Origin of the sequence: Dactylosporangium sp. NPDC050688 (assembly GCF_040654515.1) — a bacterium.
Lineage (GTDB): Bacteria > Actinomycetota > Actinomycetes > Mycobacteriales > Micromonosporaceae > Dactylosporangium.
The window spans coordinates 130,658-152,955 of sequence record NZ_JBFAIC010000002.1; the positions used below are offsets into that span (position 1 = coordinate 130,658).

General features: G+C 72.4%; 15 protein-coding genes and 1 pseudogene. 7 read left to right on the forward strand and 9 right to left on the reverse strand.

Annotated elements, in window-relative coordinates; all coding sequences use genetic code 11:
- Nucleotides 1–51: 51 nt before the first annotated feature.
- The 3 genes from AB0H83_RS03025 to ppc all read right to left on the reverse strand — a co-directional run bounded on the left by AB0H83_RS03025 (nt 52) and on the right by ppc (nt 6,420).
- Nucleotides 52–1,869, reverse strand: a complete 1,818-nt coding sequence (locus AB0H83_RS03025; RefSeq protein ID WP_360085914.1) for a GNVR domain-containing protein — start codon at nt 1,867–1,869, stop codon at nt 52–54.
- A gap of 90 nt (nt 1,870–1,959) precedes the next feature.
- Entirely contained in the window at nt 1,960–3,477 is a 1,518-nt protein-coding gene (gene cysC / locus AB0H83_RS03030; protein ID WP_360085917.1) for an adenylyl-sulfate kinase, read from the reverse strand.
- Between the two features lie 117 nt (nt 3,478–3,594).
- Nucleotides 3,595–6,420, reverse strand: coding sequence for a phosphoenolpyruvate carboxylase (ppc, locus tag AB0H83_RS03035; RefSeq protein ID WP_360085920.1), 2,826 nt, complete (start codon nt 6,418–6,420; stop codon nt 3,595–3,597).
- 226 nt (nt 6,421–6,646) lie between these two features.
- On the opposite strand from ppc, the gene mfd reads away from it, so the two are divergent.
- Complete coding sequence (gene mfd / locus AB0H83_RS03040; protein WP_360085923.1) at nt 6,647–10,237, forward strand: transcription-repair coupling factor; 3,591 nt, start codon at nt 6,647–6,649, stop codon at nt 10,235–10,237.
- A gap of 1,208 nt (nt 10,238–11,445) precedes the next feature.
- Here the strand turns inward: mfd and AB0H83_RS03045 are convergent.
- Entirely contained in the window at nt 11,446–12,258 is an 813-nt protein-coding gene (locus tag AB0H83_RS03045; protein WP_360085926.1) for a WecB/TagA/CpsF family glycosyltransferase, read from the reverse strand.
- A gap of 79 nt (nt 12,259–12,337) precedes the next feature.
- Here AB0H83_RS03045 and AB0H83_RS03050 point away from each other — a divergent pair, with 79 nt between their 5' ends.
- Together AB0H83_RS03050 and AB0H83_RS03055 are read left to right on the forward strand one after the other, a co-directional pair.
- On the forward strand, nt 12,338–13,261 hold the full coding sequence (locus AB0H83_RS03050; protein ID WP_360085929.1) for a sulfotransferase: 924 nt from the start codon (nt 12,338–12,340) through the stop codon (nt 13,259–13,261).
- Between the two features lie 23 nt (nt 13,262–13,284).
- Nucleotides 13,285–14,184, forward strand: a complete 900-nt coding sequence (locus AB0H83_RS03055) for a glycosyltransferase (protein WP_360085932.1) — start codon at nt 13,285–13,287, stop codon at nt 14,182–14,184.
- Nucleotides 14,185–14,241: 57 nt separating this feature from the next.
- Here the strand turns inward: AB0H83_RS03055 and AB0H83_RS03060 are convergent, their stop codons facing one another.
- On the reverse strand, nt 14,242–15,459 hold the full coding sequence (locus tag AB0H83_RS03060) for an NADP-dependent isocitrate dehydrogenase (RefSeq protein ID WP_360085935.1): 1,218 nt from the start codon (nt 15,457–15,459) through the stop codon (nt 14,242–14,244).
- Nucleotides 15,460–15,589: 130 nt separating this feature from the next.
- On the opposite strand from AB0H83_RS03060, the gene AB0H83_RS03065 reads away from it, so the two are divergent.
- Complete coding sequence (locus AB0H83_RS03065; RefSeq protein WP_360085938.1) at nt 15,590–17,170, forward strand: hypothetical protein; 1,581 nt, start codon at nt 15,590–15,592, stop codon at nt 17,168–17,170.
- A 97-nt stretch (nt 17,171–17,267) separates the two neighbouring features.
- Nucleotides 17,268–17,420: pseudogene (locus tag AB0H83_RS03070) on the forward strand (hypothetical protein); the annotation flags it as partial.
- Between the two features lie 69 nt (nt 17,421–17,489).
- Here AB0H83_RS03070 and AB0H83_RS03075 read toward each other — a convergent pair.
- Together AB0H83_RS03075 and AB0H83_RS03080 are read right to left on the reverse strand one after the other, a co-directional pair.
- Nucleotides 17,490–18,356, reverse strand: a complete 867-nt coding sequence (locus AB0H83_RS03075; protein ID WP_360085941.1) for a bifunctional methylenetetrahydrofolate dehydrogenase/methenyltetrahydrofolate cyclohydrolase — start codon at nt 18,354–18,356, stop codon at nt 17,490–17,492.
- Nucleotides 18,353–18,733 carry a hypothetical protein gene (locus AB0H83_RS03080; protein WP_360085944.1) on the reverse strand — a complete coding sequence of 127 codons (381 nt, stop codon included), beginning with the start codon at nt 18,731–18,733 and terminating at the stop codon, nt 18,353–18,355. The genes AB0H83_RS03075 and AB0H83_RS03080 overlap by 4 nt, the downstream gene beginning before the upstream one ends.
- Between AB0H83_RS03080 and AB0H83_RS03085 the strand changes: the two genes are divergently transcribed.
- The gene (locus AB0H83_RS03085) at nt 18,645–19,319 is read left to right on the forward strand and encodes a hypothetical protein (RefSeq protein ID WP_360086509.1); all 675 of its coding nucleotides are present in this window, start codon (nt 18,645–18,647) and stop codon (nt 19,317–19,319) included. The genes AB0H83_RS03080 and AB0H83_RS03085 overlap by 89 nt on opposite strands.
- 37 nt (nt 19,320–19,356) lie before the next feature.
- On the opposite strand, the gene purH is transcribed toward AB0H83_RS03085, so the two are convergent.
- Both purH and purN read right to left on the reverse strand, forming a co-directional pair.
- Nucleotides 19,357–20,889 carry a bifunctional phosphoribosylaminoimidazolecarboxamide formyltransferase/IMP cyclohydrolase gene (purH, locus tag AB0H83_RS03090; protein ID WP_360085947.1) on the reverse strand — a complete coding sequence of 511 codons (1,533 nt, stop codon included), beginning with the start codon at nt 20,887–20,889 and terminating at the stop codon, nt 19,357–19,359.
- Entirely contained in the window at nt 20,882–21,493 is a 612-nt protein-coding gene (purN, locus tag AB0H83_RS03095; protein WP_360085950.1) for a phosphoribosylglycinamide formyltransferase, read from the reverse strand. The genes purH and purN overlap by 8 nt, the downstream gene beginning before the upstream one ends.
- A gap of 208 nt (nt 21,494–21,701) precedes the next feature.
- On the opposite strand from purN, the gene AB0H83_RS03100 reads away from it, so the two are divergent.
- Nucleotides 21,702–22,295 (forward strand): DUF4190 domain-containing protein, encoded by a 594-nt coding sequence (locus AB0H83_RS03100; protein ID WP_360085953.1) that lies wholly within the window; start codon nt 21,702–21,704, stop codon nt 22,293–22,295.
- Nucleotides 22,296–22,298 lie beyond the last annotated feature (3 nt).

A 22,298-nucleotide genomic window follows, 5' to 3' on the forward strand; every position in this document is an offset into this window, starting at 1 on the left:
TCCGGCGTCGGCCTGCCCCGAACCTGCTACATGATTCGCTCGCAAGCTCACTCATCGGCGCTTGTCTGCGCCGTTCTCACCGGCGGTCTCGACGTTGACGCGGGTCACCGAGATCGTGCGGGTCTGCCGCTTCGGCACGGCCGGCGCCTGGACGACCTTCGCGGCGGTGCCGACGGCGGCGGGGGTCGCCGCGGTGCGGATCCGCTTCGGGGCGACCGGCACCTCGGCCTCCTTCGGCGGCAGCTTCTCCAGGACCGTGGTCATGTCGTCGGCGACGGTCACCTCCTGACTGTCGCGCTCCTCCCCGCCGCGCGGGGCGGTCAGGCGCGGCAGGACCACCGCGCCGAGCAGCGGCGTGCCGACCCGGCGCAGCTGGTCGGCGGCGTCTGCGACCTCGGTGTTGCGGGTGCGCCGCAGCTCGACCGCGATGATCGCGGCGTCGGCGAGGCTGGCCAGGCTCTGCGCGTCGGCGCTGGTCGCCGTGGAGGGTGCCTCGACGATCACGTACGCGGCGCGTTCCCGCAGCGTGGCGAGGGTGTCGCGGAGCGCCTGCGACTGCAGCAGCCCGCCGGCGCTGGCGGTGCCGCCGGTGGTGACGACGCTGAGGTTCGGGTGCCGGGGTGCGCGCTGGGTGGCGCTGCTGAGAGAGAACCGGCCGGCGAGCACGTCGGAGAGGCCGGGCACCGAGCGCACGCCGAGCATCCGGCTGACGCTGGCGGTGTCGACCAGGCTGTCGGGCAGGTGCGCACAGACGAGGACCGTTTCGGCGCCGGTACGGGCGAACGCGGCGGCGAGGTTGGCCGCCACGACGGTCGACGCGGCACCGCGGCTGGCCCCGGCCACGACGACGACCTGGCCGGCGAGGGCGACTCGGGCGTCGGCGCCGTCCGGCGCGGGGATGCTGGCGAGGACCTCGTTGCGGAGGCGGTTGAAGATGCGGCCGCCGGCGCCGAACGGCGCGAACACGTCGTCGAGGCGGGGCTTGACCCGGCTCGGCACGGCGGCGAGGACGGTGACGTCGCCCCGGCGGGGCAGGTCGGAGGGGCGGCGCACGCGCTGGTCGAGCCGCTCGCGCAGCAGGGCCGCGCCGACGCCGAGCAGCAGGCCGACCATGGCGCCGCTGGCGAGGTTGAGCAGCTTGTTGGGCTTCACCGGGCGGGACGGCAGGTCCGCGTCACGGATGATCCTGCCGGCGCTGATCGTGGTGGTGAGCAGCTGGTTGAGCTGGCCGGCGAGGGTGTTGATCTGCGACGTGGCCGTGGTGCGCTGGCTCTCCAGGTTGGGCCGATTAGGGTCGGCCGGCCGCAGGTTGGCGAGCCGGTTGTTGATCTGCAGCAGGCTCGCGTTGAGCTGGTTGAGCTTGTCGTTGAGGATCGCGATCCGCCCGGCGACCTCGGCCTTCGCGCTCTCCTCACGGTTGCGCAGGTACGCCTCGGCGAACGCGTGCGAGCCGGCCTGGGCGGTGCGGGCGTCGCTGGACGAGTAGGTGATGACGAGGAAGGTGGTATTCGGCGGCACCTCGACCCGCACGTGGCGGGCCAGCTCCTCGGGCAGCTCGGCGGCGCGCATCAGGTTCCGGGCGTCCGTGGCGACCGTCGTGGAGGTGACCAGCTGCGCCTCGTTGTCGAGGTTGATGTCGCCCTTGGTACGGCCGTTGGTGGAGTTCGCGTCCTGCCCGTTGCCGAGCGGCGAGACCAGGACCGACGTCGCGGACTCGTACACCTTCTGCTGCATGCCGGTGAACTGCCCGGCGCCGAGCAGACCCGCGCCGACCATGAGGAGCACGAGCCACCAATGGCGCCGGGCCATGCCGAGCAGGTCGACGCCCGGTGAATCGGTATCGGCGGAAAGCTGGCGGTTGGCGTCCATGAAGCGGCGGCCCCTTCGGCGTCAGGTTCTCCAGGGGCTAACGCTCGCGGGACGTCAGGCGTAATGGGCTGATGTGCCCGCTTTATCCGTTCAGGGTATCGGGCGGGGGTCGAGCCAGCCGTTGTTGCCCAGGTAGCGCAGCACGGTCGTGACCGCCTCGCCGTAGGACAGGCCGGTCGTGTCGATCGTCAGCTCGGCGTCGGTCGGCGTCTCGTACGGGTCGTCGATGCCGGTCATGCCCTTGATCAGGCCTGCCCGTGCCTTCGCGTAGAGCCCCTTGCGGTCGCGCCGCTCGCACTCGGCGAGCGGCGTCGACACATGGACCAACACGAAACCGGCGCCCGCGTTACGGGCGAACTCCCGCGCCGCGGCCCGCCCCTCGTGGTACGGCGCGATCGGGCAGCAGATCGCCACCCCTCCGTGGCGGCCGACCTCGGCGGCGACCCAGCCGATCCGCTTGATGTTGGTGTCGCGGTCGGCGGCGGAGAACGTCAGGCCCGCCGACAGGTGGCGGCGCACGATGTCGCCGTCGAGCAGGGTGACGGTGCGCTCCCCCGTCTCCTGCAGCGCGTCGGCGACCCCGGTCGCCATCGTCGACTTGCCGGAGCCGGACAGGCCGGTGAAGAACACGACCAGGCCGCGCTGCCGGCGCGGCGGCCGGGCCCGGACCAGCTCGCGGGCGACCGCCGGCGGCGTGTGCCACTCCGGCAGGATCGTGCCCCGGTCGAGGTGGTCCTCGATCTCGGCGGCCGTCAGCGGCAGCCGGCGGTGCTTCGGCGGGATGTCGTCGAGGGAGCGCCACTGCCCGTCGCGGCCGTCGTAGGCGAGCTCGCGGGGCACGAGGACGCGCAGCCCGCCGCCGGACAGCATCGAGTCGCTGGAAGCGAGCAGGTGGGTGACGCCGTAGGCGGCGGCAACCCGGGTACGCAGCATCGCGGCGCGGATGTCGTCGCCGTCGTCGTGCGGCAGCGGCAGGGCCACGATCGTGCACGGTGGCATCCGGTCGCGGGCGGCGAGCACACAGCGCACCAGGGCCTCGGGGGCGAGGCCGTCGGGGCCGGGGCTGCCGACGGGCACCAGCACGAGCAGGTGCGCGGCGAGGGTCCGGGCGGCCCGCGCGATCTGCGCCAGCTGCGGGCGGTGCAGCGGCCGGTCGGCGATGACGCCGAGGATCCGGCCCTGCGGCAGGGTGCCGCGCACCTCCGCTGGGGTCCGGCGCATGCGGCGGAACGCCCCGTGGCCGCCGTCCCCGAGGCGCTTGACCCGGCCGGCGGCGCCGCCGAAGCCCTCCCGCGGCGCCGGGTACACCTCGGTGGTGTCCAGCGCGGCGATCGGCGCGCCCTCCAGGTCGGCGAGGATCAGCACCCGGTGCAGCGGGTCGGCGATGTCGAGCTGGCCGAGGACGGCCAGCGGCACCTCCAGCGTCACCGGCACCGGCCAGGCGGTCCCGTCGGCCAGCCGGCCGTTGCGCCGCAGCGACTTCAGGTCGACCGGGCCCAGGAAACCCGTCAGCGGCCGGTACGCCTCCGACAGCAGCAGCTCGAGATCCGCGATCTCCGAGGGCCTGGGGGTGTAGGTCGGCGCGTCCCGCAGTACCTCGTCCGGCAACGTCCAACCGTCGGCAGCCCAACCGTTCACAGACACGCGAGACAGTCTGTCAGTTTTCCCCGGCGGTTTCCCGCCGGGGTTCTCAGCCGCGTTCTTAGCCGGTTCTTAGCCGGGTGCTCAGCCGGTGTTGCGCATGCCTGCGGCGATGCCGTTGACGGTCGTGAGCAGCGCCCGCTCCAGGGCCGGGTCCGGGGACGACTTGCGCCCGCCGCCCCAGACGCCGCTGTCGGCGGCCTTGCTGGCCCGGTACTGCGCGAGGAGCGACACCTGCAGGTGGTGCAGCGGCTGCAGGTAGCTGTCGCGGACGCCCAGCGTGCGGTCCAGCACCGGCTGGCGCTCCAGCAGGCTGGACTCGCCCGTGATCGCGAGGACCTCGGCGACGGTCTTCTCGTACTCGGCGCGGATCACCTCGAAGATCGGCTTCAGCTGCTGCGGCACCAGCGTGTCGACGTACTGCGACGCGATCTCCAGGTCGGTCTTGGCCAGCATCATCTCGACGTTGGACAGGAACGTGCCGAAGAAGTGCCACTTCTCGTGCATCTCGCGCAGCACGTCGCCGAGGCCGGCGACGCGGGCCGCCTCCAGGCCGCTGCCGACGCCGAACCAGCCGGGCACGATCTGCCGCGACTGGGTCCAGCCGAACACCCACGGGATCGCCCGCAGGCCGCCGAGGCCGGCGTCGGCGTTCGGCCGCTTCGACGGGCGGGAGCCGATGTTGAGCGCGCCGAGCAGCTCCGTCGGGGTCGCCGCCCAGAAGTACGCGGGCAGGTCCGGGTTCTCGACCAGGGCGCGGTAGTTGACGAAGGCGGCCGAGGACACCGTCTCCATCGTCGCGTCCCAGCGCGCGAGGGCCTCGGCGGGCTGCCGGGGCTCGGTGTGCAGCAGGGCGCTCTGCAACACGGCGGCCAGGGTCAGCTCGAGGTTCTCCCTGGCCAGGGCCGGCAGCGTGTACTTGTCGGAAATGACCTCGCCCTGCTCGGTGACCTTGATCGCGCCGTCGAGGGTGCCCCACGGCTGCGCCAGGATCGCCTCGTGCGTCGGGCCGCCACCGCGGCCGACGGTGCCACCGCGGCCGTGGAAGAGCCGCAGCCGCACACCGTGCCGGGCGGCGACGTCACGCAGCTGCCGCTGTGCCTTGTGGATCATCCACTGGGACGTGGTGATGCCCGCGTCCTTGTTGGAGTCCGAGTAGCCGAGCATGACCTCCTGCACGTCGCCACGGGCGCGCACGATCGCGCGGTACACCGGGATCGACAGCAGGTCGTCCAGCAGCTCACCGGCCATCTCCAGCTCGCGCGCCTGCTCCAGCAGCGGCGCGAACCCGACCCTGGCCCGGGCCGACTCCATCGACGCCCCGCCGAACCCGGCGCCGGCGCTGACCTCGACCAGGCCCCACTCGCGGGCCAGCACGACCGCGGCGAGCACGTCGTCGATTCCCTGCGTCATCGAGATGATGTAGGTCTCCACGACCTCCGGGCCGAAGCGCTCCTGCACCTCCCGGATCGCGGCGAACACGTCGAACGTCTTGCGGGCGATGTCGGTCAGCCCGGTGTCGCGGGTCGCCAGGGGCCGGCGGCCGTTGAGCTCGTCGATCAGCAGCTGGCGGCGCGAGTCCCGGTCCAGGTGCGCGTAGTCGACCTCGCCGACGCGCCGGTACAGCTGGGCCAGGACCTCGTGGTGCGCGTCGGCGTGCTCCCGCACGTCGAGCGTGGCCAGCTGCAGGCCGAACGCGGACAGGGTCCGGATCGCCGAGGCCAGCTTGCCGGTCGCGGCGAGCTGGCCGCCGTTGCGGGCCAGCGACGCGCGCATCAGCTCCAGGTCGGCGATGAGCTCGCCGGTGCCGAGGTAGTCGCGGCCCTGCTTGTGCGGGGTGCCCGTGGCCAGGCGGGCGCGGGTGTGCTGCAGCTTGAGCCGGATGCAGCGCAGCTTCAGCCGGTAGGACTCCTCGAGGTTGACCCGGCGGTAGCGGGCCGGCAGCTCGGGCAGGTTGTCCAGGTCGGCGGCGAGGCTCGCGGACAGGTCCAGCGACACCCCGCGCAGGCGCTTGGAGACCGAGATCTCGTCGATCAGGCCGTCGATGATGCCCTCGGCGGCGCGGATGCCGTACTCGTGCTGGATCAGCAGGACGTCGCGGGTGACCGCAGGGGTGACGAACGGGTTGCCGTCGCGGTCGCCGCCGATCCACGAGCCGAAGGTCAGCGGGCGGGCGGTCGGGGGCAGCTGCACCCCGAGGTCCTTGAGCGTGTCGTACAGGTCGTCGAGCACCTGCGGGGCAGCACCGTTGGCCAGGTCGGCGAGGTAGTAGACCGCGTTGCGGGCCTCGTCGCTCGGCTCGGGCCGCTCCAGCCGCAGCTCGTCGGTCTGCCACAGCAGGTCCAGCAGCTCGGCGAGGCGGCGGTCGGTGCGCGCGGTGCGGGTCTTGTCCGGCTCCAGCGAGCCGTCCAGCGCGGTCGCGACCGCCTCGGCGTCCAGCTCGTCGCCGACGGCGCGCAGCTTCGTGAGGATCGAGCGGCGGGCGGCCTCGGTCGGGTGGGCGGTGAACACCGGCCGCACCGCGAGCTTCGAGGCGATCGAGCCGATCTCCTTCACCCCGACCCCGCGGTCGGCGATCAGCTTCGCGGCCCGCTCCAGCCAGCCGCCCTCGCGCACGCGGATGCGGCGCAGCTCACGCGCCCGGTGCACCTGCTCGGTGATGTTGGCCAGATGGAAGTAGGTGGAGAACGCCCTGGCCAGCTGCGTGCCGGCGACCACGTCGAGGCCGGTCAGCCGCTCGGCGGCGGCCTCGGGGTCGGTGCGCACCAGCGCCCGGACCTCTTCGACGAGGTCGAGCAGCTGCTGGCCGTCCTGGCGCACGAGACTCTGCCCGAGCAGCGAACCGAGACGGCGGATGTCGGCGCGCAGCGCCGCGTCGGCGTGGCTGGACGCGGGTGCCTCTGCAGACATGCTGGATCCCTCCGGGCGAGTCGGCTGGGACGGCGCTGTCCGTTTTCACCGGCATCGTATCGGCTTCGGCAACGCACCGTGGGCATCCGGTGAGTCAGGTCTCAAGTTCGCTCGCCCGCTCACCCTCGGTGATTTTGTCGGACCCCGGGGCTAGGCTGGTGCTGCTCGATACACCCCCGCCCGTGCTGGGCGCGGGGTTGTTTGCCGTGCAGATTGGGTTGTTCCGATGCCAAGGCTCGCCGGTCTCACCTCCGCCGCTCTCACCGACCCCGCGCTCGCCCGCGTCCGTGACCTCGCCAAGGGCGGGCGCAGCGACCAGGTCGACCTGACCGCGCCACCGGCGCTGCGCACCTTCGTCACCGCGGTCGTCGCCGCCGAGCGGCCCGTGCTGGCGGTCACCGCCACCGGGCGGGAGGCCGAGGACCTCGCCGCCGCGCTCGGCTGCCTGCTCGACCCGGCCGACGTCGTGGTCTACCCGGCCTGGGAGACGCTGCCGCACGAGCGGCTGTCGCCGCGCTCCGACACCGTCGGGCGTCGCCTCGCCGTGCTGCGCCGCCTGGCCCACCCCACGCCCGGGGCGGGCCTGCCGCGGGTCGTCGTCGCCCCGGTCCGTTCGGTGCTCCAGCCGCAGCTCAAGGGCCTCGGCGACCTGGAGCCGATCGAGCTGCACGCCGGCGGCTCCGCCGATCTCGACGCGCTCGTGGCCCGGCTGGCGCAGCTGGCCTACGCGCGGGTCGACCTGGTCACCAAGCGCGGCGAGTTCGCGGTCCGCGGCGGGATCCTCGACGTGTTCCCGCCGACCGAGGAGCACCCGCTGCGGGTGGAGTTCTGGGGTGACGAGGTGGAGGAGATCCGCTCCTTCGCCGTCGCCGACCAGCGCACCATCGAGAAGGTCGAGCGCCTGTGGGCGCCGCCGTGCCGGGAGCTGCTGCTCACCGACGAGGTCCGGGCCCGGGCCGCGGCCCTGTCGACCGACCACCCGCAGCTGGCGGAGCTGCTGGACAAGCTCGCCGGCGGCATCCCCGTGGAGGGCATGGAGTCCCTCGCGCCGGCGCTGCTCGGCGGCACCGACTCGCTGGAGCTGGTGCTGCACACGATGCCCGCCGGCACCCACGTGCTGCTGTGCGACCCGGAGCGGATCCGCACCCGGGCGCACGACCTGGTCCGCACCAGCGAGGAGTTCCTGGAGGCGAGCTGGGCCGCCGCCGCGGTCGGCGGGAAGGCACCGATCGACCTGGGCGCGGCCGCGTTCAAGAGCCTGGCGGAGGTGCGCGCCGCGGCCGCGTCGCTGGGCCTGCCGTGGTGGTCGCTGAGCGCGTTCTCGCTCTCCTCCTCCCCCGCTGTCGCGGACGAGCCCTGGCGGCTCGGCGAGGAGATCGAGGTCACCGTCTCCGACGACGCGATCTCCATCGCGCTGCCCGCTCAGCCCGCGCCGCTGTACCACGGCGAGACCGCGCGGGTCGTCGACGACCTGAAGCGGCTCGCCGGCGACGGGTGGCGGCTGGCGCTCGTCTTCGAGGGCTCCGGTCCCGCGCAGCGCGCCGTCGAGGTGCTGCGCGACGCCGGCCTCGGCGTGACCCTGGTCGACGGGATCACTGCCATCCCCGACCCCGGCGTCGTCACCGTCACCACCGGCTCACTGGGCAACGGCTATCTCGACGAGGGCGCCCTGCTCGCCATCATCACCGGCACCGACATCTCCGGCGGGCGCGGCGCGTCCACCAAGGACATGCGCAAGATGCCGAGCCGCCGGCGCAACCAGATCGACCCGCTGGAGCTGCGCACCGGCGACTACGTGGTGCACGAGCAGCACGGCATCGGCCGCTACATCGAGATGGTGCAGCGCACGGTCAACGGCGCCGACCGGGAGTACCTGGTCCTGGAATACGCGGCGACCAAGCGCGGCCAGCCCGGCGACCGGCTCTTCGTGCCGACCGACCAGCTCGACCAGCTGTCGCGCTATGTCGGCGGCGAGACGCCCACCCTGCACAAGATGGGCGGCTCCGAGTGGCAGAAGGCCAAGTCGCGGGCCCGCAAGGCGGTCCGGGAGATCGCCGCGCAGCTCATCCAGCTCTATGCGGTGCGGCAGAATTCGCAGGGCCACGCGTTCGGGCCTGACACGCCCTGGCAGCGGGAGCTGGAGGACGCGTTCCCCTATCAGGAGACGCCCGACCAGCTCGCCGCGATCGAAGAGGTCAAGGGCGACATGGAGAAGCCGACCCCGATGGACCGGCTCATCTGTGGCGACGTCGGCTACGGCAAGACCGAGATCGCGGTGCGGGCGGCGTTCAAGGCCGTCCAGGACGGCAAGCAGGTCGCCGTGCTCGTGCCGACGACACTGCTCGCGCAGCAGCACTTCAACACGTTCTCCGATCGGGTCTCCCAGTTTCCGGTCGAGGTGCGGCAGCTGTCGCGCTTCCAGACCCCGACCGAGACGAAGCTGACCATGGAGAAGGTCGGCGACGGCAGCGTCGACATCGTCATCGGCACCCACCGGCTGCTGCAGACCGCGACCCGGTTCAAACAGCTCGGCCTGGTCATCGTCGACGAGGAGCAGCGCTTCGGCGTCGAGCACAAGGAGTTCCTCAAGCAGCTGCGGGCCTCCGTCGACGTGCTCACCATGTCCGCCACCCCGATCCCGCGCACGCTGGAGATGGCGATCACCGGCATCCGGGAGATGTCGACGATCGCGACCCCGCCGGAGGAACGGCACCCGGTCCTCACGTTCGTCGGCGCTCAGGACGACAAGCAGGTCTCCGCCGCCATCCACCGCGAGCTGCTGCGCGACGGCCAGGTCTTCTACCTGCACAACCGGGTCGAGTCGATCGAGCGCGCCGCGCGCAAGCTGCGCGAGCTCGTGCCCGAGGCGCGCATCGCGGTCGCCCACGGGCAGATGACCGAGGACGCCCTCGAGAAGATCATGGTGGGCTTCTGGGAGAAGGAGTTCGACGTCCTGGTCTGCACCACGATCGTGGAGAGCGGCATCGACATCCCCAACGCCAACACCCTCATCGTCGAGCGCGCCGACCTGCTCGGCCTGTCCCAGCTGCACCAGATCCGGGGGCGGGTCGGCCGTGGGCGCGAGCGCGCGTATGCCTACTTCCTCTACCCGCCGGACAAGCCGCTGACCGAGCACGCCCACGAGCGGCTGGCCACCATCGCGCAGCACACGGAGCTCGGCGCCGGCATGTATGTCGCGATGAAGGACCTCGAGATCCGCGGCGCCGGCAACCTGCTCGGCGGCGAGCAGTCCGGGCACATCGAGGGGGTCGGCTTCGACCTGTACGTGCGCATGGTCGGCGAGGCCGTCCAGCAGTTCAAGGGCGAGCGCCCCGAGGAGGAGGAGCCCGACGTCAAGATCGACCTGCCGGTCGACGCGCACCTGCCGCTGGAGTACATCTCCGCCGAGCGCCTGCGCCTGGAGATCTACCGCAAGATCGCCGGCGCCAAGGACGACGCGGCCCTCGACGAGATCGTCGCCGAGATGAAGGACCGCTACGGCGAGCCCCCACTGCCGGTCGCCAACCTGCTGGCGGTCGCCCGGTTCCGCTTCCTCGCCCGGGCCTACGGCCTGACCGACGTCTCGTTGCAGGGCAAGCACATCCGCTTCGGCCCGCTCCAGCTGGCCGACTCGAAGCAGATGCGCCTGAAGCGGCTCTACCCGGAGTCGGTCTACAAGGCGGCCGCCGACACGGTCTCCCTGCCCCGCCCGTCAACCCGCCGCATCGGCGGCGAACCCATGCGCGACACCCAACTGCTCGACTGGGCCGCCGAACTGCTCAAGACCGTCCTCGGCGACCCGGTGCCGGCCACCTGACGCCCTCCGCCGCGGTGGAGTGGATTTCCAGGTTGCGCACGCCAGCCGTCCGCCGCCGCCGGCGGCGCTGGCCAGTACTGGCCAGCGCTGATCGGCGCTGATCGGCGGCGACCGGCGCTGATCGGCGGCAGCCGGCGCTGATCGACGGCAGCCGGCGCTGATCGGCGGCAGCCGGCGCTGATCGACGGCAGCCGGCGCTGATCGACGGCAGCCGTCGGCAGCTGCTTTCAGCGGTTTTCAGCGGTTTTCAGCGGTTGGTTGGCATCGACGGTGGCATCAGTGGTTGCCATCGACGGTTAGCGCCGCACGGTCGCCGGCAGCGACCGGCGGGCAGGGGCATCGATCGATGACGCCGGCGTGGCGGGTAAACCACAATCTTCCACCGCCTCCTCGTGATCGAAGGACAGCCGTGGCCGCCCCGGCGACCAGCCCGGTGCTTCGATCACGGGCACGGGAGCGAGCGGCGCGGTTCGCCTCCCCGTTGAGCGGCGCGCAGCGTACCCACGCACGCCGGACGGCGATCTCCCGCCACCACCCGTGATCCAAGGACAGGGGTGGCTATCCCGGCGACCAGCCCGGGACTTCGATCACGGGCACGGGAGCGGACGCCGCGGTCCGCCTCCCCGTTGAGCGCCGCGCAGCGCACCCATGCACACCGGACGACGATCTCCCACCACCATCACCCCACGATCAACAGGCAGCCGTGACCGCCCCGACCATGCCGGTACTTCGATCATGAACGCGGGAGAGGGCGTCGCGGTTTGCCCCTCGTTGAGCGGCGGGCAGCGTATCCATGCTCGCCGGACGGCGATCTCCCACCACCACCCATGATCCAAGGACAGCGGTGGCCGCCCCGGCGACCAGCCCGAGACTTCGATCACGGGCACGGGAGCGAGCGGCGCGGTTCGCCTCCCCGTTGAGCGGCGGGCAGCGTATTCATACTCGCCGGACGGCGATCTCCCACCACCACCCATGATCCAAGGACAGCGGTGGCCGCCCCGGCGACCAGCCCGAGACTTCGATCACGGGCACGGGAGCGGACGCCGCGGTCGCCTCCCCGTTGAGCGGCGGGCAGCGTATCCATGCTCGCCGGACGGCGATCTCCCACCACCACCCATGATCCAAGGACAGCGGTGGCCGCCCCGGCGACCAGCCCGAGACTTCGATCACGGGCGCGGGAGGGAGGGCGGTGCGATCTGTCTTGCCGGTCAGGCTCGGTGGGCGGGGCGGTGGGTGAGACGGTGGTGCAGCGACCGGGCCAGCAGCGCGGCGGCGAACGGGGCGTCCTCGCGCAGGTAGCGGCGGGCGAGGCGGCGGGGTTCGCGGGCGAGGCGGTCCAGCCATTCCAGGCCCGCCTTCTGCATGGCGGGGTTGGCGCGGCGGATGTCGCCGGCGACGAAGTTGACCGCGGCGCCGCAGCCGAGGAACCAGGTGGCGGGCAGGGCGGCGCGCAGGCGGCGGATGAGGTGCTCCTGGCGGGGGAAGCCGATGCCGACGTAGACCATCTCGGGCTGGGCGTCGATGACGGCGGCGCAGACCGACTCGAGCTGGGCGGGGTCGGCGTCGAAGCCGAACGGGGGGCACAGCGTGCCGGCGATGCGCAGGCCGGGGCAGGTGTCGGCGAGGACGGCGGCGGCTCGGTAGGCACCGTCGGGACCGTCGGTGGCGGGGGCGCCGCCGAGGACGAAGACGCCGTGGCCGTCGGCGGCGAGGGCGCGCGACAGCGACCAGATCAGGTCGGAGCCGGCGACGCGGGCGGGGAGGTTCCAGCCTGCCAGGCGGGCGGCCCAGACGAGGGGCGTGCCGTCGGCGACGACGAGGTCGGCCTCGCGGAGCTGGGCGCGTAGCTGGGGGTCGCGGGACACGTGGCGGAGGATGTCGACGTTGGGGGTGACGATCCAGCCGCCCTCACCGCGGGCGAGGGCTGAGCGCACGTGGGCGACGACCTCAGCCTCGGTCAATGGGTCCACGGCGAGGCCGCCGAGAGGGACCTGGCGCCAGCGTGCTCTGGTGTGCAGCATCGTTCATCCGTAATTCGTCGTTAGAGGTAACAGATGCCAGCACAGCTGACATATCTACCAAAACGACCAAGGAGGACGGTTGGTACGCGTTCTGTTCCTCGGCGGGCTCGGGCGCAGCGGGACCACCCTGCTGGAGCGCCTGCTCGGCGAGCTGCCCGGCGTGTGCCCGCTCGGCGAGGTCGTCCACCTGTGGGAGCGCGACGTCGCCGGCGACGAGCGCTGCGCCTGCGGGGCCCACTTCTCGGCCTGCGACTTCTGGCAGGCGGTCGGGGAGAAGGCGTTCGGCGGGTGGCAGCACGTCGACGTGTGGCGGGTGCTCGCGCTGCGGCACGCGGTCGAGCGGACCCGGCACATCCCGCGGCTGGCCAGCGTACGGATGAGCGCGTCGCACCGGATGCTCGTCGAGGAGTACGCCGACTGGTACGCCCGGCTCTACGAGGCGGCCTCGGTCGTGTCCGGGGCCGAGGTGCTCGTCGACTCGTCGAAGCACGCGGCGCTGGCGTACTGCCTGCGCTACTCCCCGAGCATCGACCTGCGGGTGGTGCACGTGGTCCGGGACAGCCGGGGCGTCGCGTATTCCTGGACGAAGACGGTACGGCGGCCGGAGACCGACGGCGCCGACGAGATGACCCGCTACTCGCCCAGCCGGTCGGCGCTGCTGTGGAACGCGCACAACGTGGCGCTGTCGGTGCTGGACCGGTGCGGCGTACCGGTCATGCGGGTGCGGTACGAGTCGCTGCTGGACTCCCCCGAGCAGGTCCTGTCCGAGATCGCGGAGTTCTCCGGCCTGCCGGCGCCCGGGATGGACTTCCTGCGGGGCGGCACCGCCCAGCTCGGGCCCTGCCACAGCGCGGCCGGCAACCCGATGCGGTTCACCGTCGGCCCGGTCCCCCTGCGCCGCGACGACGCGTGGCGCACGGCCCTGCCGGGGCGGCAACGGCGGGTCGTCAGCGCCCTCACCGCTCCCCTGCTCGGCATGTACGGCTACCGGGGGGCCCGATGAACACCGCGGGACACTGGCCCAGCGTGGGTGTGGTCGTACCGACGCGAAACCGGCCGGAACTGCTCGCCAGGGCGGTGGAAGGGATCGTGGCTCAGGACTATCCGGGGCCCGTGCGCACGATCGTGGTGTTCGACCAGCACGATCCCGACGTGAGCCTGTGCCGCGGCGGCGACCGCCCGCTCGACGTGCTGCCGAACCTGCGCAAGCCCGGCCTGGCCGGGGCCCGCAACACCGGCATCGTGGCCCTGGACACGGACCTGGTCGCGTTCTGCGACGACGACGACGCGTGGACGCCGACCAAGCTGCGCCGCCAGGTCCACGCGCTGCAGCAGCGCCCCCAGGCCGAGTTCTGCACCGCCGCGATCGAGGTCGAGTTCGGCGACCGGCTCACCCCGCGCCTCGCCGGCGCCTCCCTGGTCGGCCTCGACGACCTGGTCCGCTCCAGGATGTCGATGCTGCACTCGTCCACGTTCCTGGTACGCCGCTGCGTGTTCGCCGAGGACGAGATGGGCCTCGTCGCCGAGGACGCCCCCGGCAGCCAGAACGAGGACTGGGACCTGCTGCTGCGCGCCGCCAAGCGCGGCGAGATCGTCCACGTCGACGAGCCGCTCGTGCGCGTCCTGTGGGGCCGCACGTCGATGTTCGCGTACGAGTACGCCACCAAGATGGCCTCGTTGCGCTGGATGATGACCCGCCACCCGGAGATCGCCGGCTCCGGCACCGGCGCGGGCCGCGTCTACGGCCAGCTCGCCTGCTGGTCCGCCGCCTCGGGCAACCGCCGCGACGCCTGGCTGTGGACCAAGGCCGCGATGCGCTCGAACTGGCGCGAGCCGCGCGCGGCGATCGCGCTGGCCGCGGTCACCGGGGTGGTGAAGGTGGAGAGCGTGCTCGGCGCCCTGCACCGGCGGGGGCACGGGATTTAAGGCTCGCCTACGGTGAGGCCCCGCCACACAAGGGTGCGGCGGGGCCTCAACTGCCGGTCAGGCGCTGAGGCGCTTGGCCAGGTTCTGGTCGAGCGCGTTCATGAACTCGTCGGTGGTCAGCCACGGGGCGTCGCGCGAGATGAGCAGCGCGAGGTCCTTGGTCATCTGGCCGGCCTCGACGGTGTCGACGCAGACCTGCTCGAGGGTGTCGGCGAACGCGGTGACCTCCGGGGTCCCGTCGACCTTGCCGCGGTGGGCGAGGCCACGCGTCCACGCGAAGATGGACGCGATCGGGTTGGTCGAGGTCTTCTCGCCCTTCTGCCACTGGCGGTAGTGCCGCGTGACCGTGCCGTGGGCGGCCTCGGCCTCGACGGTCTTGCCGTCCGGGGTCATCAGGACGCTGGTCATGAGACCGAGCGAGCCGAAGCCCTGGGCCACGGTGTCGGACTGCACGTCACCGTCGTAGTTCTTGCAGGCCCAGACGAACCCGCCCTCCCACTTGAGCGCGGCGGCGACCATGTCGTCGATGAGCCGGTGCTCGTAGGTGATGCCGGCAGCGGCGAACTCGTCCTTGAACTCGTTCTCGAACACCTCGGCGAAAAGGTCCTTGAAGCGGCCGTCGTACGCCTTCAGGATCGTGTTCTTGGTCGAGAGGTACACGGGGTAGCCGCGGTCGAGGCCGTAGCGGAGCGAGGCGCGGGCGAAGTCGCGGATGGAGTCGTCGAAGTTGTACATGCCCATGGCGACGCCGCCGCCGGTGAACTTGGCCACCTCGAACTCGATCGGCGCGCCGCCGTCCTCGGGGGTGTAGGTCACGGTGACCTTGCCGGGGCCGGGCACGACGAAGTCGGACGCCTTGTACTGGTCGCCGTGGGCGTGACGGCCGATGATGATCGGCTTGGTCCAGCCGGGGACGAGCCGCGGGACGTTGGCCATGATGATCGGCTCACGGAAGACGACACCGCCGAGGATGTTGCGGATGGTGCCGTTCGGCGACCGCCACATCTTCTTGAGCTTGAACTCCTCGACCCGGGCCTCGTCGGGGGTGATCGTCGCGCACTTGACGCCGACGCCGTACTGCTTGATGGCGTTGGCCGCATCGACGGTGACCTGGTCGTCGGTCTGGTCCCGGTACTCGATCGACAGGTCGTAGTACTTCAGGTCGATGTCGAGGTACGGCAGGATCAGCTGCTCACGGATCTGCTTCCAGATGATGCGGGTCATCTCGTCGCCGTCGAGCTCGACGACAGGGTTGTTTACCTTGATCTTCGCCATCGGCCGGGCGCTCCTCTCGCGGCTTGCCTTCGCTTAGCAGTACGAGCGTACTGCATCGAACGGATCAAGAGCCGGGGGCCCCGATCGGTGCCGCGTGAAAATGTCGTACGCACCCGGCATTCTGTTTCTCGTGAACCGCTCTGCCACATGGCCCGCCGTCCGGGGGACCGGCCTCACCGCCGTCGCCCTCGGCACCGCCGCCGTCGTCGCCGGCCTCGCGCTGCCCTGGACCCTGGCCGGCAGCCGGCACCCAGACGGCGTGACGATCGCCGGCATCGTCTTCCTCGGGCCGCTGATCAGCGGATTGTGCGTGGCGTATGCGCGCACCGAGCCGCGCCGGCACCGGCTGACCGCCGCCGTCGCGGCCGTGGCGGGACTCGCCGCGACCCTCGTCGCCGTCGGCCTCGCCAGGCTGGTCGAGCCGAGCGCCGGCGTCGGGCTCGGCGGCCCGGTCACGGTCGCCGGCGCGGCCGCGGTCACCCTCGGCTGGCTGCTGGTCCTCGCCGGCGGGCCGGGCGCGCTGCCGGGCTCGGCCCGCCCCTGGCTCGCCGTCGCCGCGACCGCCGTCGTGCTCGTCGTCGTGGCCGGGTTCGCGGTCGACTACGCCCGCGAGGGGCGCTTCGTCGACGCCACGACCGCCGGCGACCCACCCGCCGCCGGCGGCGACCAGACCTGGCCGCTGCCGTATGTCGGGGTCCAGCTCGTCGGGGTCCACGACCAGCTGGCGATCGTGCGGGCCGAGGACGGGGTGCGGGCCGTGTGGCTGGCCAGCGGGGCGATCGCGTGGCGGTACCTGCGCTCGGACCTGCCGACCCAGACCGCCGGCCTGGTCGGCGAGACGGTCGTGGTGGTCTTCGGCACCGACGACGGCGTGCTCGTCGCCGGGCTGGACGCGGGCACCGGGCAGATCCGGTTCACCGGGCGGCACACCGCCGGGAAGATGGCCTCGGTGCACGGCGCCGGCCGGACCGCGGTCCTGGCGGGCTCGGGCATCGGCGCCGGCGACGTCCTCGGCATCGACACCACCAACGGCGGCCTGCTGTGGCGCTGGACGCCCGCCCGCAACGGCGGCCCCTGCGACATCACCGACCTGGCGACCACCAGCGAGACCGTCACGGTCGCCCTGCGCTGCCGCGCCCAGGGCGTCGACGACGTCGCCGTCGGCCTGACCGCCACCACCGGCGCCGAGCGCTGGTCCTGGCACGCCATCCAGCGCAGCCCCACCGAGCTGCGCGTCTACGCGACCGGCAGCGGCTTCGTCACGGTCACCGGCGCCTCCCCCCGCCGCGCCGTCTACATGGATGCCGAGACCGGCACGGTCGGCACCCGTCACGACGCCGCCGGCACCCTGGCCGTCCCCACCGGCGAGGGCCTGCTCCTGTACGCCGAGCCGAGCGCCGAACGCGCCCACCTCACCGCCGTCGACGTCCGCACCGGCGCCGTGAAGTGGGACGTCGGGTTACCCGGTCTCGGCGGGTACCAGCCTCTGACCGCCACCACCGCCGCCGGCAAGGCGTATGTCCTGTGGCGCGGCTCCGACGGCCGTCTCCGCCTCATCGGCGCCCGCACCACCGACGGCGGCTCGACCGAGGACCGCACCATCACGTGCCCGACCAGGTGCCAGGAGGTGGCCCTGGCCGCAACGTCCGCCCACGCCGTCGTGACGACCCGGGAGGAGAAGGCCACGGAGCTGTACCTGAGCGTCACCTGACCGCCGCTGCCCCTGCGGGCCACTGGTGTTCGCCGCCACACCGGCGGGGGGCATTCGCGGCCGCTCGGGCGGGCTCACGGCCCGGCTCGTTCACCGGGTGCGGGCGCCGCCGGTCGGGGCTCGTCCCCGACGCAGACCTCGACGTTGGCAGGCCGCGGCAGCGGCGCGAGCGGCCGGCGCGGCCGGCGGTTTGTCGAAGGACGCGGACGGCGCCCCGGCGTACCGGCTGGCGCTGCAGACCCGTGAGCAGCACATCCACATCGCGGGTCCGGCCACCATGACGACCGGCGGCGTCCTGCTCAACGGGGAGAGCCGGGCCTCATGGTGTTGTGCGCTCGGCCAGGCTGACGACGTTGGCCAGGAGCATGGCTCTGGTCATCGGGCCCACGCCGCCGGGCATCGGGGCCAGGTAGCCGGCCACGTCGGCGACCTCGGGGGCTACGTCGCCGACCAGGCGGGCCTTGCCGTCGGGCTGGACGACGCGGGTGACGCCGACGTCGATCACGGTGGCGCCCGGCTTGACCATGTCGGGGGTGAGCAGGCCGTCGGAGCCGGCGGCGACGATGACGATGTCGGCGCCGCGGGTGTGGGCGGCCAGGTCCCGGGTGCCGGTGTGGCAGAGGGTGACCGTGGAGTTTTCGCTCTTCCGGGTGAAGATCAGGCCGAGCGGGCGGCCCGCGGTGGTGCCGCGGCCGATGGCGGTGACGGTGGCGCCGTTGGTGGGGATGGCGTACCGGCGCAGCAGCTCCACGATCCCGGCGGGGGTGCAGGGCAGGGGCGCGGGGATGCCGAGGACCAGGCGGCCGAGGTTGGTCGGGTGCAGGCCGTCGGCGTCCTTCGCGGGGTCGACGAGCTCCAGGATCCGCTGCTCGTCGAGGCCGGCGGGCAGCGGGAGCTGCACGATGTACCCGGTGCAGGCCGGATCGGCGTTCAGCGACCGCACGGCCTCCTCGACCTCGGCCTGGGTGGCGGTGGCGGGCAGGTCGCGGCGGATGGAGGCGATGCCGACCTCGGCGCAGTCGCGGTGCTTGCCGGCGACGTACGCGTGGGAGCCCGGGTCGTCGCCCACCAGGACGGTGCCGAGGCCGGGGACGATGCCCCGGTCCGCGAGGGCCTTTACCCGTTCGCGCAGTTCGTCCTTGATCGCGGCCGCGGTGGCCTTGCCGTCGAGCATCGTTGCCGTCACGGATTGGATCCTGCCATTACAGTTTCGGGGATGTCCGTCCGGCGGTGGCTCGTCGCCCTCCTCACCATCACAACGCTTGCCGCGTGCGGAAGCGACAAACCAGCGCAAACCGCAGCAGGTGCGCAAACCACAGCGAGCGGGCAGCCCTCTGCGAGCACACAGGCCGCCGAAGCGTCGCAGAGCCCCGCAAAACCAGGGACGAGCGGCAGCCCGCAGAAGAGCAGCAGCGCCAGCAACGAGGCCAGGGCGGCGGCGTTCGTCAAGCAGCAGCCCGGCACCTTCGGCATCGTGGTGAAGGACCGCAGGACCGGCGCCGTCTGGAAGGCCGGCAACACGACCGCCACCACCTGGACCGCGTCGACGATCAAGCTGGCCATCGCCGCCGACCTGCTGGAGCGGCACCGGCAGCAGGCCATCACCCTCGACGGCACCGACCGGGCCAACCTCGACAAGGCGCTGATCAACTCGGACAACGACGCGGCGACCGCGTTGTGGAACCGGTACGACGGTCCCGGCATGCTCGGCCGGTTCAAGAGCCGGTTCGGCATGACGAGTCTCAGCGTCGTGGCCGGCTACGACGCGTTCTGGCGCCACCTGCGCTGCAGCACCGAGGACCTGCAGGCGCTGATGGCGTACGTGCTGGACAAGCTCGACCCGGCCGACCGCGCGTACCTGGTGAAGACCCTGCGCGGGGTCGCCGGCAACCAGCGCTGGGGAGTCTGGGCGGCCGGCAGCGGGCTGACCCCGGGCAACAAGGACGGCTGGGCGCAGAAGCCGGTCAACGGCCGGACGGTGTGGGTCACCCACACGGTCGGGTTCGCCGGCGCCGGCGAGCGGTACATCGTGGCCGCCATGTACGAGCAGGGCGCGAGCGGCACCCTCGGCAAGGGCGCGCACGCGGTGAGCGACGCGGTGGCGACGTACTTCGGCGCCCCGGTACCGGCGAAGATAACGACGCCCTGAGGGCCCGGCGACGCGTGCCGGGCCCCTCGGGAACCACTTAGTGGTAGAAGTGCCGCGTGCCGGTGAGGTACATCGTCACGCCTGCAGCGCGGGCCGCCTCGATGACCTCCTCGTCGCGGATCGAGCCGCCGGGCTGCACGATCGCGGTGATGCCGGCCTCGATCAGCCCCTGCGGGCCGTCGGCGAACGGGAAGAACGCGTCGGAGGCGGCCACCGAGCCCGCCGCCCGGTCGCCGGCGCGGGAGACCGCGAGGCGCACGGAGTCGACCCGGTTGACCTGGCCCATGCCGACGCCGACGGTCGCGCCGCCGGAGGCGAGCAGGATGGCGTTGGACTTGACCGCGCGCACGGCCCGCCAGGCGAACGCGAGGTCCCGCTTGACCTCGGGCGACGCCTCCTCGCCGGTGACCAGCTTCCAGTTCGCCGGGTCGTCGCCGGGCGCGTCGATCCGGTCGGCGGCCTGGACCAGCACGCCGCCGGAGATCTGCCGGGACTCGACCGCCGCCGGGGCCCAGGTGGGCGCGCGCAGGACCCGCAGGTTCTTCTTGGCGGTGAGGACGGCGACCGCGCCCTCCTCGTACGCCGGAGCCACCACGACCTCGGTGAAGATCTCGCTGATCTGCTTGGCCAGGTCGATGGTCACCGGCGCGTTGACGGCGATCACCCCACCGAAGGCGCTGACCGGGTCGCAGGCGTGCGCCTTGCGGTGCGCCTCGGCCACGTCGGCACCGATCGCGATGCCGCACGGGTTGGCGTGCTTGATGATCGCGACGCACGGCTCGGTGAAGTCGTGCGCGGCGCGCCAGGCGGCGTCGGCGTCGACGTAGTTGTTGTAGGACATCTCCTTGCCGCCGAGCTGCTCGGCCTGGGCGAGGCCCGGAGCGGCGGCCGGGTCGGTGTAGAGCGCGGCGGCCTGGTGCGGGTTCTCCCCGTACCGCAGCGACGCCGACTTGCGCAGCGCCGTCCCTGAGAAGTCCGCATTGTCGCGAGCGAACCAGGCGGCGACGGCCACGTCGTACTCGGCGATGTGCGCGAAGGCGACACCCGCCAGCGCCCGCCGCTCCTCAAGGGTGAAGCCGCCCGCGGCCAGCGCCGCGATCACCCCGGCGTAGGAGCCGGGCGAGGTCACCACGGCCACGCTCGGGAAGTTCTTCGCCGCCGCCCGGACCATCGCCGGCCCGCCGATGTCGATCTGCTCGACGCACTCGTCGTCGGAGGCGCCGGACGCGACCGTCTCGGTGAACGGGTACAGGTTCGACACCAGCAGCTCGAACGGCTCGATCGACAGCTCGGCGAGCTGCGCGGCGTGCGTCTCGAGGCGCAGGTCGGCCAGCAGGCCGGCGTGCACGCGCGGGTGGAGGGTCTTGACCCTGCCGTCGAGGGTCTCGGGGAACCCGGTGAGCTGCTCGACCTTGGTGACCGGCAGGCCGGCCGCCTCGATGCGGGCCGCTGTCGAGCCGGTGGAGACGAGCTCGACGCCGGCGCCGGCGAGGGCGCGCGCGAGGTCCTCCAGCCCGGTCTTGTCGTAGACGCTGATGAGCGCGCGCCTGATGGGACGGCGGTTAGCCACGACCCAACCTGACCTTTCGTTCGTTGACGGTCCAGCCGTCGCGGGCCATCCGGCCGACGGTGTCGACCAGCTGGCGGCGCTCGGCCACCTTGATCCGCTCGAGGAGGGTGTCCTCGGTGTCGTCGTCCAGGACGGGCACCGCGACCTGCGCGATGATCGCCCCGGTGTCGACGCCGCTGTCGACGAAGTGCAGCGTGGCGCCGGCGAGCTTCACCCCGTAGGCGAGCGCGTCGTGCGGCCCGTGCATGCCCGGGAACGCCGGGAGCAGCGCGTTGTGCGTGTTGATGTAGCGGCCCTCGAACGCGGCGAGGAACCGCGGCCCGACCAGCTTCATGAAGCCGGCCGAGATGATGAGGTCGGGCGCGTGCCCCCGGCAGGCGTCGGTGAGGAACGCGTCCCACTCGTCGCGGGTGGCGAACGCCGGCACCGACGCCACGAACGTGGGGATGCCGTGCTTCTCGGCCCGCCGCAGCCCCTCGATGTCGGGCCGGTCCGCCCCGACGGCGACGACCGTGGCGCCGTAGGAAGGGTCGGCGGCGGCGTCGAGCAGCGCCTGCAGATTGGAACCGGAACCGGACACGAGCACGACAAGCCGAACGGTCACCGTGAAACTCTACCGACCGGGTCGGCCCTGCTCAGTGCCGGGCCGGGCGACATATGGTGTAGAAAGCCGCAAGTTGCCGATGTTCCACCGTTCCGCCGCTGCGAAGACTCGATGATGACCAGTACGCTGCCGAAGTTCTGTATCCCCTCGGGACTACCCTGATGCGAACACTTCTCGACAGACGTCCCCAGCCTTAGGAGCCACCGCAATGGGCTACCCACCACAGGGCCAGGATCCGTACGGGCAGCAGCAGCCGTACCAGGACCCCTACGGGCAGCAGCCGCAGTACGGGCAGCAGCCGCAGTACGGGCAACAACCGCAGCAGCCCGACCCCTACGCGCAGCCGCAGCAGCCGGCGTACCAGGACCCGTATGCGCAGCCGCAGCAGCCCGCCTACCAGGACCCGTACGCGCAGCAGCCGCCGGTGTCCGGGACCCCGTACCCGACCTCGGGCGGCGGCTACCCCACGTCCGGTGGCGCGTACCCGCCGGCCGGCTACGGCACCCCCGGCTACTCGCAGCCCGGCTACGGCCAGCCGCAGCAGCAGAACACGCTCGGCCTCGTGTCGATGATCCTCGGCATCGTGTCGATCCCGCTCGCCTGCTGCTACATCGGTCTCCTGCTCGGTGCGGCGGCGATCGTGCTCGGCTACCTCGGCCAGCAGAAGGTCAAGCAGGGCCTCGCCAACAACGGCGGCATGGCCCTCGCCGGCATCATCACCGGTGCCGTCGGTGTGATCATCGAGCTCGCCTGGCTCATCTTCGTCTTCGCGGTCGGCAACGGCAGCTTCACCTACTACTAGGTC

Coding starts and splice junctions, on each gene's coding strand:
- AB0H83_RS03080 (WP_360085944.1), bottom strand. CDS start 18,733: ATGGCCAGCTTGATCGTCGACGCGGTCCAGGTGGTGGCGGTCGTGTTG.
- AB0H83_RS03100 (WP_360085953.1), top strand. CDS start 21,702: ATGGGCTACCCACCACAGGGCCAGGATCCGTACGGGCAGCAGCAGCCG.
- AB0H83_RS03045 (WP_360085926.1), bottom strand. CDS start 12,258: ATGCTGCACACCAGAGCACGCTGGCGCCAGGTCCCTCTCGGCGGCCTC.
- mfd (WP_360085923.1), top strand. CDS start 6,647: ATGCCAAGGCTCGCCGGTCTCACCTCCGCCGCTCTCACCGACCCCGCG.
- ppc (WP_360085920.1), bottom strand. CDS start 6,420: ATGTCTGCAGAGGCACCCGCGTCCAGCCACGCCGACGCGGCGCTGCGC.
- AB0H83_RS03025 (WP_360085914.1), bottom strand. CDS start 1,869: ATGGACGCCAACCGCCAGCTTTCCGCCGATACCGATTCACCGGGCGTC.
- AB0H83_RS03060 (WP_360085935.1), bottom strand. CDS start 15,459: ATGGCGAAGATCAAGGTAAACAACCCTGTCGTCGAGCTCGACGGCGAC.